Here is a 12,638-nt window from a genome sequence, read left to right on the forward strand (position 1 = left end):
TTCCAATTAAATCATGAAGATGAATAATTATGAATGCGAATTTGCGGAAAATCCTGCAATTTTGGAATCGGAGATAGATGGAGGATGGATATTTTTTGATTAATGGTTGATTGGGATTATTAATTACAGGATGGAATGGAATAAAAATTAAATCGAGAACATTATTTTTTTTGCAATTGAAATAAAAAATATCCGTAATTTAGAAATATCGTAATTTTTCAACTCTATCATGTTGAAACAACTAATTATGAATCTTAAATGGTAAACACATGAACGACAAAGCTGTTACTTCGCTCGGCAAGATTTACAAAAATAATCTTAATGCAAAAGAAGAATGGGAGCTGTATGCAGAAAACATGTTCCCTGATTCTCCTCATTTAATTATCTCTCCTGTCTTTATAATTACCCGTACTAACGAAACTCCTTCAATAACTTATTCGCACACAGATATCCGACCCTATGATCAGGAATCCTACAGGGAATATGGGTACCGCAAAGGTGCTTCAAACGGAGGAGATGTTACAGTTTCTACCAAATTTGGTTCGTTTGAAGATACCACAACATTCAAGAACAAGAAAATAGATACTATACTAAAAGATGTATTTGGCAGGGTCATTGAGCTCGCAGATGAACCGGAAAAAGAAGTTCTTGAATTGATCAGATCGTATTGGCGTGAAAATTATCTTCGAATAAACAAAGATATCTACACGATTTATCAGTCGGTTGAGATAGAGAAAAGATTTAAGTGCGGTTTATCAATCATTGCAAAAATTGATGGTGAGGAATATTTTGTCTCTTCATTCAATGCTTATAAGAGGGCTCTTGTACGCCATGCCACAGACGGACTAAGTGAATTTCTCTCTACTGTTTCAGAAGGATACGACAGTGTCTGCTCTATCTGTACTCAAAAGAAAGACAAACTTCACGGTTTCGCATCTCCTTTCAAATATTTCACGGTCGACAAAAAGGGGTACTTACCTAATTATTTTAATCTTAAGCTCGCTTGGAAGAACTATCCAATCTGTTCGGATTGTGCTGCAGATTTTTATCTTGGTTCCCGTCTGATAGATGAAACCTTGAGGTTTTATTTCTATGGTCGTTCCTATATGGCCGTTCCCAGAGTACTCATTGAAGACTCAATACTCTACGAGACTGTGTACAACATTTTTAAGGATTTCAGGAAACTTGATGGAGATACCAAAGCGACATATGAAGATGCTTTGATGCTTTACATGGCTGAGCAAAAAAATCAATTTAATCTCGATATGCTTTTTTACGAGGAGAACAAGACAACAGGCGCTATAAAAATAAAAGCACATATCGAAGAAATTTTTCCTTCGCGGTTCAGAAAAATATTTGTCGAAGCCCGGGATTTCGTTGATACTCACAAGACTTTCGAGAAGTATCTCACCTTTGAAGAGACTGTTTACGATAAGGAAAGCAAAAAAAAGAAGGAGCAAAAAGAACAATTCAAACAAAGATTCAGATTCGCCAAGCTTCTTCAATTCTTCGATAAGGATGACTATTCGATTATTCAGGCTGTTTTTGACGGTGAAAATATAAGCCTTCAAGGTCTGTACACTGCTTTTATGAACTATTTCAGAGCAAATTACAGAAAAATACTTGAAGGAGGATATTCTTCGCAACCAAGAAAAGTAATAATTGATGCTATCTCAGTATTGTATTATCTCGACTATTTAAAACTTATCACAATAGAAAAACCAAACTATGAGGTAAAAATGGAACAGGAAATCGACTCTTCTAAAAAGGAGAGCAGTTTTGACACAAAGAGGCTTCAACAATTTATTTCTGATAACCCCGTCTTCTTTGACCAGAAGTATAAGGTTGGGCTCTATACACTTGGCTTGCTCGTACAACTGGTTATGAACACTCAACAGGCAAGTCTGAGAAATACACCCTTCGAGAAAAAGTTAAAGGGGTACAAGATATCGGGAGCCGATGTTGAAAACATTTATGTTGAGGCGCTTAACAAACTCCAGCAATATCACGGCGCATATGCATATGGTAACCTTCGTAAATTCATGACTGAGTATTTTAATCTTGAAATAAACGAAATAAAGAAAGCTCCATCAGCGGAAATTTCCTTCTATTTTGTATCAGGTATGGAAACACAATTTTTATTCAAATCATTAACAGAAACGGGAGTTGGCAATGAGTAACAATTTATCGAAAAAAACAGAACTTCTCTTTTTATATGACATTGAAAATGCAAATCCAAACGGCGATCCTCTAAACGAGAACAGACCCAGGTTCGATCCTGAAACCAACACTGCCCTCGTCTCGGATGTAAGACTGAAAAGAACTGTCAGAGACTACTGGTATGAGTACGAAGGATATAATGGCAGTGACGGGAAAGACATTTTTGTGAGAGAGGTCTTTTATAAAGATGAAAAAGATCCGTTAAAAAAATATGTCCAGGATGGTAAAAGAAGGGCTGATAACTTTAAGTCGGAGGAAGAGGCCATTTTAAAAGAATGCATTGATATTCGCGTGTTCGGAGGAGTAATTCCTTTGCCAAAGGACTCAATCACACTTACAGGTCCTGTTCAATTTCAAATGGGAAGATCACTGAACAAAGTTGAAATTGTAACAGAACAGGGCACGGGAGCCTTTGCTGCGGGTGACAAAAAAAGTCAGGCAACATTCCGCACTGAATACAAATTACCTTATGCGGTAATAGGTTTTAATGGAATAGTGAATGATAAAGCTGCTCAAAAAACCGGAATGACTCAGGATGATCTCGAGCTCCTTTACAAAGGCTTGTGGGAAGGGACAAAAAATCTTATTTCACGATCTAAGTTCGGGCAGAAACCCCTCTTTTTATTAGCGGTAACTTTCAAAGACTCCTACTATCTTGGTGGAATGAGACAAAAACTTAAACTTGTATCAGAACTGAATGAAGAGCAAATCCGGTCAGTTAGAGACTACTCCCTGGATATTTCAGAACTTTGGGCATCCCTTTCCAAAGTTGGTGATAATATCGAGAAAATCACTCTCTTCATAGATGATGATCTTGATTTATTGATTGACGGTAAGAAGGTTAAAATTTCAAAAGGAACATATTCTTCAGTCGCCGGTATCACGGCTTAAGCCCAGCCGGAGATAAAAATGGAACTTTTAATTTTTGACATTTCGGGTGAATTTGCTCACTTCAGGAAATTCAATACCACCAGTTCGCCGTTGACCTATACAATCCCTTCGCGGACTTCACTCGCAGGTTTGCTTGGGGCTATAGCCGGAATCGGCAGGGAAGAGTATTATGAGCATTTCCTGAAAGAGAAAGCTTTTATCGCGATACAGGTGTTGAACCGGATTAAAAAGCAGGGATACGGTTTTAACCTCATCAACACGAAAGAAGGTATGTACAGGATTAAAACCCGGACTCAGGTAAGGTTTGAGTTTGTGGTTAATCCGTCATATAGAATATTTTTCGGACATTCCGATGAGAACTTGTACAGCGATTTGAAGAAAAGGATCAAGGGAAAGGACTTCTTCTTTCAGCCTTATATGGGACTTTCTCAGTTGACGGCAGATGTGAACTATGTTGATTCGATTGAATCTGTTTCTGAAAATTCCAACGGTCCGGTCGAGATCATAACAGCAGTAAATCTAAATAGTTGTGTCGGAGCAAAAATTGAGATTGACCCTGATCTCAAATACTCTTCATCGATTATGCCGATGGAGATTTCCCTTGACCTGACAGATCCTTTGAACAGGAAAAATACTTCCTCAGATTTACCCAAGAATCGAAAGACGAATGAGTATGCTGAAGTAATTTATGAAGTTACAGGGAAACCTGTAAAAGTATTTGTTAATTCCTATAACAAGGTACCGGGATATGGAAACATCCTCTTTCTTTGATACTGAATCTTTATCTCATCCCAATGAGAGGCTTGGTCATCATTTGCAAAGAGTTGCACAAAATGCTAAATGGACGATTAAGAAGGTCAATCCCTCTTTTTCGATAATTTCATATGACCTTATCGAAAGGGCAGTGGTGGTAGCTGCTGCCCTTCACGATTTGGGTAAGGCGACAAGCTATTTCCAGGAATATCTCCTGACAGATGCTGCATATGACAAAGATTTGAAGGCACATGCAAACATGTCCGCTGTTGTGGTAAGAGATCTTCTCCAAAGGTCTTTGAATGACAAACAAATTGATTCAACATTAAAATTTTATCTTCCTCTGTTGTCCTTTCTATCAGTAAAACGGCATCATGGATATTTGAAAAATATTCCCGATGAAAATACTGTATTTAAGGGAGCGAGGGATGAGAAGATTCTGACGGACCAACTTGCGGCTCTAAATAAAAATGATGTCAAAATAATTTCTCAAATGCTTCCAACGCTGTCTGAAATCGAGACTGATATTTTGGAACTGGTTGAGAATTTCTCACTCCCGGCATTCAAAAGCAGTACGAATATTATTTTCACAAAACTGGAATTTGACAAGCTTCATCCTGACAAAAAAATAGAATATTATTTTCTTTGTCTAACCATTTTCTCTTCACTTCTTTATTCAGATAAAAAAGATGTGATTTTAAAAGGTAAAATTGCTGAAGAAAATCCTGTTCCACTGGATGTTGTCGAGAATTACAGGATGAAGATGGGGTTTGGTGCAGGTTCATCAAACATAGACATTCAAAAAGAACTCGCCTTCAGGGGAGTAATTGAATCAATAGAGAAAAAATTTGATCCAGACGATCACCTGTATTCCATTACCTTACCAACCGGATTGGGTAAAACCATTACCTCCTTTAAAGCCGCACAGAAAATCAGCGAAATTTTGGGTGGCGGGCGAAGATTAATATTTACAATCCCGTTCACTTCCATTATTGATCAGACTTTCTCAATTTATTCCGGTATGATTGGGACCGATCACTCCGGTATCATACTAAAACACCACCATCTCGCAGAACCTGTTTACAAGGCCAATGAAGAGACCTTCGATATTGATCAGAGTGAATTTTTAATAGAAACATGGGACTCTTCAGTGGTTGTTACAACTTTTGTCCAACTCTTCGAGTCTCTCATAACCAATTCCAAATCAAGACTCTTAAAACTGCCTAACATAGCACATTCTGTCATTGTACTTGATGAGGTGCAAAACCTTCCTTACAAATATTGGAAACTGGTTAACAATACTCTTAAAGTTTTTGCAAAAATCTATGATGTTTATTTTATCCTTCTTACTGCAACACAGCCTTTAATTTTCGAACCGGAAAATGAAATAACAGAACTGGTCCCGGATTATGAAAGGTTCTTTAAAATATTCAACAGAACAATTTTGTTTAATTTAACTGCTTCTCCCTTCAGAACGGTTGAGGATTTCGCTGAACATATCATCAATTTTGCTTCAGACAACCCGAATGAAAATATTCTTGTAATAATGAATACCAGGAACAGCAGCAGTAAGTTGTTTGAACTCCTTTCTGATAATATTCCTGATGATTCACTCTTTTATCTTTCTTCTTCAGTTTCACCGTTTGAGAGAAAAATAATAATAGATGAGATAAAGAAACATGATGAAAACACCAGGAAGATCCTCGTCTCAACTCAGCTTATAGAAGCAGGAGTTGATATCTCTTTTGATACAGTATTTCGTGAGGTTGCCCCCGTGGATTCAGTACTTCAGGGGGCAGGAAGGGCAAATCGTTATAATCTTAACAAAAGCCCCTCTTCTGTCTATATTTTTGCGTTTGAAGGAAAGGAAGATAAAAGTTCATTAATTTATGGAAGTGAACTTATGCAGGCATCAAGGCAGATTTTTAACTCGAAAATTGGTGAAGGCGGGGTGAGCGAAAACCACTATCTGGAGCTGATTCGTGAATATTTTACAGCACTTAAAAGTTTTTCAACAAATTTGGGTTGTGAATATCTGAATGCTGTATCTTCCCTTGAATTTGAAAACACTGGGAAATTCACATTAATTGAGGAGTCAAAATTTCAGGTACCTGTGTTCCTGTTATTAAATGAAGAAGCAATATCCGTTTGGACGAAATTTCAGGAAATTATGAAAGAGAACATCCCCATATACGAAAAGAAGAACAAATTCGCTTTTATCAAGTCAAGATTCTACGAATTTGTAATAAATGTATCAGTAAAAGATGATGAGAGGATGAATGTCTTCAACAGAGAACCAGAATTTGGTTTTCAAGTTTGGAATCCTGATTATGGTGACAGTTTTTATTCTTACTCACCCGATGATTTCAGGAGGAACAGGGGATTTGTCAAAAACACTTCGGCGGTTTTATGAAAAAAATTGACTACACCGTCTTTCACTGCCCGGATGTCAAACTAAGAAAAAGAGATGCAGTCAAACTAAGGGGCTACATCGGGAATGTTTTTAGAGAGGTCTCTCCGCTGCTCCACAATCATTTTGAGGATGGGACCTTAAGATATAAATATCCGCTTGTTCAGTATAAAGTTATTGAAGAACAACCTTTCATAGTGGGTCTTGATGAAGGAGCCAGGCTGCTTCGTGAAATATTTTTGGATATCAAAGAATTTCTTGTGGATGATGAACGAATTGCAGTCAGGGAAAAGTATCTGGGGTCAGACATGAGATATCTTGGAGTGGATGATGAACTTCATTCTTACGAGTTTTTGACAAACTGGATGGCACTTAATGACGAAAATTTCAGGAAATACATGGCTATTACTCACGCTCTTGAGAGACAGGATTTTCTCCGGAAGATTCTGACGGGCAATTTTTTAAGTTTGTTCAAATCTCTCGGCCATCATGAAGAAAAACAAATCATGGCGATTGTTGATGTCCGGGGAGACCATTCAAATTTTAAGGACAACAGGATGTTGGTATTTAAAGGTGAGTTTACCTCAAATGTGCTTCTGCCTCCACTAATCGGTATAGGCAAAGCAGTATCCAGAGGATTTGGTTCAATCAAAGAGAAAGGTTCCGAACTTGTATCTTACGATTGATTCATATGGTGCATACATACATGTTAAAGATGAAATGTTTGAGATCATCCTACGAAGCAGCGGAAGTGAGGTTAAAAGGCTTTTTTCACCCAAAAAGATTACAACCCTCTCTCTTAATCAGGGGGCAGCAATTTCCGGTGCTGCCACTGAACTCGCTCTAAAAAATAACATCGACATCATTTTCCTCGACAGATTTAATGACCCTGTCGGGAGGGTTTGGTTCCCGGGATTAGGTTCGACGACCAAAATCAGGAAGGCACAACTGTTTGCTTCCGTCTCCGGAAAAGGGCTTGATTTCGTTAAAGCCTGGCTTGTCGCAAAAACGGGAAACAGAATTGAATTTCTGGTTTAGACTTATAAAGTCTCATCAGTGAATCTGCTTCGTGAGCCAATTCCATCATAACAAGGATTGAAACAGTAATCCTGCTGTAAAAATAGTTGCAGTAAGTAACACTTCGTGAGCCAATTCCATCATAACAAGGATTGAAACTTTTCCAGTGCCTATTAATAATAAACTAATAGGAGCCTTCGTGAGCCAATTCCATCATAACAAGGATTGAAACGTAAGCATGGAAAAACCTGATCTTACTTCCAGAAGGCTTCGTGAGCCAATTCCATCATAACAAGGATTGAAACTTCTCAAAGTTGAAGGGTTGACTAAACAAATAATCAACTTCGTGAGCCAATTCCATCATAACAAGGATTGAAACTCTCTTTTCCGGTTCCTTTGTCTTGAGCTAACCAAACTTCGTGAGCCAATTCCATCATAACAAGGATTGAAACCCGATTGCATCAATGAAGTTCGCCGAGAGGATTAAACTTCGTGAGCCAATTCCATCATAACAAGGATTGAAACAAACCCTTAACGGTCTTTTGAACTCGAACCTAAAACTTCGTGAGCCAATTCCATCATAACAAGGATTGAAACTCGAGATTACAAGTTTACCCCCGTACACAATTCAGCTTCGTGAGCCAATTCCATCATAACAAGGATTGAAACTTGCAGCATACGGCGGTTATGATCAGAATGATTTCTTCGTGAGCCAATTCCATCATAACAAGGATTGAAACTGTTCCGTTTGCCAAACTCTATGAAGCTCCGATCAACTTCGTGAGCCAATTCCATCATAACAAGGATTGAAACCATTCCAGTCATCAAAGAACCGTTTGCCATACTTATCTTCGTGAGCCAATTCCATCATAACAAGGATTGAAACTTTTTTTCAGGAACTTATCAAGGTCTGTCCTGACACTTCGTGAGCCAATTCCATCATAACAAGGATTGAAACCCGAGAATTTGGTCGATCGTGGCCCGTATAGACAGTCTTCGTGAGCCAATTCCATCATAACAAGGATTGAAACCCTGTAGCGAGCATTATCTCTCCAATGATATTTTTTCTTCGTGAGCCAATTCCATCATAACAAGGATTGAAACCGATTCTGTTCTACAAATACGGCGGTGAGCGGGTTCTTCGTGAGCCAATTCCATCATAACAAGGATTGAAACTCCTGACAGAGGGTTACGACCTGCCTCGTATTGATCTTCGTGAGCCAATTCCATCATAACAAGGATTGAAACCTCGTGTTCTCAATCCGGCTTGTAACCGAACCGACAACTTCGTGAGCCAATTCCATCATAACAAGGATTGAAACCTTGTCTGAAAGTTAGATCAGCACCGCCGAGATATTCTTCGTGAGCCAATTCCATCATAACAAGGATTGAAACTCTTTGTAATAACCTATACCCAGAGGAGGAAAAATACTTCGTGAGCCAATTCCATCATAACAAGGATTGAAACTAAGAAATTTCAAAAATTATCGAGTAAGTTGCCCACTTCGTGAGCCAATTCCATCATAACAAGGATTGAAACGTAATCCGTCCAAGTCCTCGCCGTTTGCCTTAAATTCTTCGTGAGCCAATTCCATCATAACAAGGATTGAAACTTTCCTCAACAGGGAAACTGCTGAGTAACTCATGCACTTCGTGAGCCAATTCCATCATAACAAGGATTGAAACTTCCAGAACAAATGTGACGACTGCCAATAGGACTATCTTCGTGAGCCAATTCCATCATAACAAGGATTGAAACTGAAGTATGGAAACCTTAATAACAAGAGGTAATATGCTTCGTGAGCCAATTCCATCATAACAAGGATTGAAACCGAGACATGGTGGTTTGGTTCGCTTGTCACAGGTGCTTCGTGAGCCAATTCCATCATAACAAGGATTGAAACAGTAATCCGAAACGCTGCCAAAGGTCTCTTTTGGTCTCTTCGTGAGCCAATTCCATCATAACAAGGATTGAAACTCGAGGATTGCATCTATATTTTCTGTGCTCATACTTCTTCGTGAGCCAATTCCATCATAACAAGGATTGAAACTCCGGTTCGGGAAGTGGAAGAATGAGGAGCCAATAACTTCGTGAGCCAATTCCATCATAACAAGGATTGAAACAATATTGGATCCACTTTCACATTCGTGGCAATGTAACTTCGTGAGCCAATTCCATCATAACAAGGATTGAAACAGACGGCTGATTTCATATTTCAGTCAGATTTTTTCCTCTTCGTGAGCCAATTCCATCATAACAAGGATTGAAACTAACGATATGAAAGAACCGGGATTTGTCCAAAGTTCTTCGTGAGCCAATTCCATCATAACAAGGATTGAAACTCAAAGAAAAAAGCTATTATAAATTTAATGGTAAAAATCTTCGTGAGCCAATTCCATCATAACAAGGATTGAAACCTTTGTGCCCTTCCAACTGCTCGAAATAAGGCTTCCTTCGTGAGCCAATTCCATCATAACAAGGATTGAAACACCGTTTTTGTTACGATTGCATCGGTAGTCTTCACGCTTCGTGAGCCAATTCCATCATAACAAGGATTGAAACATTCCCTTCTCCTTTGCCTCTTTCGCGATACGGATCATCTTCGTGAGCCAATTCCATCATAACAAGGATTGAAACTTACGGACTAAAACAGGGACTTCCGCATTTGCGACACTTCGTGAGCCAATTCCATCATAACAAGGATTGAAACACAGACGCAAATCACCTCGGGACAGTCGCCGAGTATCTTCGTGAGCCAATTCCATCATAACAAGGATTGAAACGCTGAATGTTAAAACTAAAGGTGCATAGGTCGCATCCTTCGTGAGCCAATTCCATCATAACAAGGATTGAAACTCATATGAAGTGTTTCGTCAAAATAAGCATATATCCTTCGTGAGCCAATTCCATCATAACAAGGATTGAAACGCTGTTGAGTTAAAAGACAGCGGATATAAGACAGGCTTCGTGAGCCAATTCCATCATAACAAGGATTGAAACTTTCTCGTATACTGATTCCCACCCGTTGAAGGGTTACTTCGTGAGCCAATTCCATCATAACAAGGATTGAAACATTATCATAAACTTTACTGCAGAGTAGCCGAGCCCGCTTCGTGAGCCAATTCCATCATAACAAGGATTGAAACATATTCATTAATTCCGATACGAGGGCTGTTTTTGTACTTCGTGAGCCAATTCCATCATAACAAGGATTGAAACTCATTGTAGGCGTTCACACTCTCGGAATCAGCATCAACTTCGTGAGCCAATTCCATCATAACAAGGATTGAAACTCATATGAAGTGTTTCATCAAAATAAGCATATATCGTCTTCGTGAGCCAATTCCATCATAACAAGGATTGAAACTCCCGTGCTCCGTCGGGGGCGGATGTCATCACAACACTTCGTGAGCCAATTCCATCATAACAAGGATTGAAACCATATTTCTCTAATTGGCTCATATTTTCCATAACGACTTCGTGAGCCAATTCCATCATAACAAGGATTGAAACCCCGGTTGTAATCGATGGACACCTGTTGCACCTGCGACTTCGTGAGCCAATTCCATCATAACAAGGATTGAAACGTTTTCTTCAGAATAATTTCCATTGCCGTCCCCTTACTTCGTGAGCCAATTCCATCATAACAAGGATTGAAACATAAGGTCAAAAGTGGCAATGTATTTATTTTTTCAGCTTCGTGAGCCAATTCCATCATAACAAGGATTGAAACCTCAAATTTTGAAATGTTACTCACGAAAGTTACTCACTTCGTGAGCCAATTCCATCATAATAAGGATTGAAACCTGTCAAGCTTGCGGATAATGGCGTTGGTCTTGTTTTCTTCGTGAGCCAATTCCATCATAACAAGGATTGAAACAGATCGTCGTAGGTAAGAAATTTCCGTTCCGTCTTTGCTTCGTGAGCCAATTCCATCATAACAAGGATTGAAACTCGCTCCTTTGTGATCCCGTGCCAGTGGTGTTGGTCTTCGTGAGCCAATTCCATCATAACAAGGATTGAAACCTCAAATTTGTTAGCCAAAAATTACGAAACCATAGACTTCGTGAGCCAATTCCATCATAACAAGGATTGAAACTTGCTTTTTGCAATAACTTCAATTTGATCTTTATATTCTTCGTGAGCCAATTCCATCATAACAAGGATTGAAACAAGATGAAGTGGATGTTATTGCTAATCATTACAACTACTTCGTGAGCCAATTCCATCATAACAAGGATTGAAACTTTCCGTTCTTAATGGGAGCAACAACGAATCTGATTCTTCGTGAGCCAATTCCATCATAACAAGGATTGAAACATGGAATAGGTGTTTAGGGTGTCTGAAGTAATAGATCTTCGTGAGCCAATTCCATCATAACAAGGATTGAAACATTGTATTGTAGATTTCTGCGAGATTAAATGTGCTACTTCGTGAGCCAATTCCATCATAACAAGGATTGAAACTATAATTAATTATTTACTTACTTAACTACTTACATCTTCGTGAGCCAATTCCATCATAACAAGGATTGAAACATCGAAGTGAAGAATCCTCTCGAAGGGTTCAAATACTTCGTGAGCCAATTCCATCATAACAAGGATTGAAACAATAAGTTTGCCATAATCTTTCCTTAAAATGTAATTACTTCGTGAGCCAATTCCATCATAACAAGGATTGAAACTTGGAACATGGTCTATATTACATTGAAACCGATCAGCTTCGCGAGCCAATTCCATCATAACAAGGATTGAAACACGGAGATAGCGGGTATCTTCCTGAATGTTGGAAACTTCGTGAGCCAATTCCATCATAACAAGGATTGAAACACGGAGATAGCGGGTATCTTCCTGAATGTTGGAAACTTCGTGAGCCAATTCCATCATAACAAGGATTGAAACCCGGTTCTTGAATTAAAGACGATCCCCGAAATATCCCCTTCGTGAGCCAATTCCATCATAACAAGGATTGAAACACCATAAGGAGCAGATTTGAAGAAGAAAACAGATAACTTCGTGAGCCAATTCCATCATAACAAGGATTGAAACCGAAATATTTGCTGAAGTCGGCAGATGTCATACCTCTTCGTGAGCCAATTCCATCATAACAAGGATTGAAACTAAAAGAATTTGCGAATTTTTGCGACATCGTAGGCTCCTTCGTGAGCCAATTCCATCATAACAAGGATTGAAACGTTGGTCTGCTTTCTCCGGTGCTACCAAATACCGTATACTTCGTGAGCCAATTCCATCATAACAAAGATTGAAACGACAGTCAACGGGATAAAATCCAATTCGACGCGAAGCTTCGTGAGCCAATTCCATCATAACAAGGATTAAATTTAGT

At 38.8% G+C, this 12,638-nt stretch carries 6 protein-coding genes and 1 CRISPR repeat array; all 6 genes read left to right on the forward strand.

The window, feature by feature from the left end; translation table 11 throughout:
* Nucleotides 1–269: 269 nt before the first annotated feature.
* From cas8b to J0L60_13390, 6 genes are read left to right on the forward strand one after another with little or no spacing between them, the layout of a single operon-like run.
* The gene (gene cas8b / locus J0L60_13365) at nt 270–2,180 is read left to right on the forward strand and encodes a type I-B CRISPR-associated protein Cas8b/Csh1 (protein ID MBN8547114.1); all 1,911 of its coding nucleotides are present in this window, start codon (nt 270–272) and stop codon (nt 2,178–2,180) included.
* On the forward strand, nt 2,173–3,111 hold the full coding sequence (cas7b, locus tag J0L60_13370) for a type I-B CRISPR-associated protein Cas7/Csh2 (GenBank protein MBN8547115.1): 939 nt from the start codon (nt 2,173–2,175) through the stop codon (nt 3,109–3,111). Before cas8b ends, cas7b begins: the two co-directional genes overlap by 8 nt.
* Nucleotides 3,112–3,129: 18 nt before the next feature.
* On the forward strand, nt 3,130–3,882 hold the full coding sequence (gene cas5b, locus J0L60_13375) for a type I-B CRISPR-associated protein Cas5 (GenBank protein ID MBN8547116.1): 753 nt from the start codon (nt 3,130–3,132) through the stop codon (nt 3,880–3,882).
* A complete protein-coding gene (gene cas3, locus J0L60_13380) occupies nt 3,860–6,277 on the forward strand; it encodes a CRISPR-associated helicase Cas3' (protein MBN8547117.1) in 2,418 nt (805 codons plus the stop codon). Before cas5b ends, cas3 begins: the two co-directional genes overlap by 23 nt.
* A complete protein-coding gene (locus J0L60_13385; GenBank protein MBN8547118.1) occupies nt 6,274–6,960 on the forward strand; it encodes a DNA repair protein in 687 nt (228 codons plus the stop codon). The genes cas3 and J0L60_13385 overlap by 4 nt, the downstream gene beginning before the upstream one ends.
* Nucleotides 6,944–7,312: a CRISPR-associated endonuclease Cas1 gene (locus J0L60_13390; protein ID MBN8547119.1), complete on the forward strand. Its 369-nt coding sequence runs from the start codon at nt 6,944–6,946 to the stop codon at nt 7,310–7,312. The genes J0L60_13385 and J0L60_13390 overlap by 17 nt, the downstream gene beginning before the upstream one ends.
* A 27-nt stretch (nt 7,313–7,339) precedes the next feature.
* A CRISPR array of direct repeats spans nt 7,340–12,634; the repeat unit is 37 nt; unit sequence CTTCGTGAGCCAATTCCATCATAACAAGGATTGAAAC.
* The last annotated feature ends 4 nt before the right edge of the window (nt 12,635–12,638 follow it).

Source organism: Ignavibacteria bacterium, from assembly GCA_017302895.1.
In the GTDB taxonomy this organism is placed as follows: domain Bacteria; phylum Bacteroidota; class Ignavibacteria; order Ignavibacteriales; family Ignavibacteriaceae; genus UTCHB3.

Bases quoted from the DNA above. Each gene is read 5' to 3' on its own strand.
- J0L60_13385 (MBN8547118.1), top strand. From the start codon at position 6,274: ATGAAAAAAATTGACTACACCGTCTTTCACTGCCCGGATGTCAAACTA.
- cas8b (MBN8547114.1), top strand. From the start codon at position 270: ATGAACGACAAAGCTGTTACTTCGCTCGGCAAGATTTACAAAAATAAT.
- cas5b (MBN8547116.1), top strand. From the start codon at position 3,130: ATGGAACTTTTAATTTTTGACATTTCGGGTGAATTTGCTCACTTCAGG.
- cas3 (MBN8547117.1), top strand. From the start codon at position 3,860: ATGGAAACATCCTCTTTCTTTGATACTGAATCTTTATCTCATCCCAAT.
- cas7b (MBN8547115.1), top strand. From the start codon at position 2,173: ATGAGTAACAATTTATCGAAAAAAACAGAACTTCTCTTTTTATATGAC.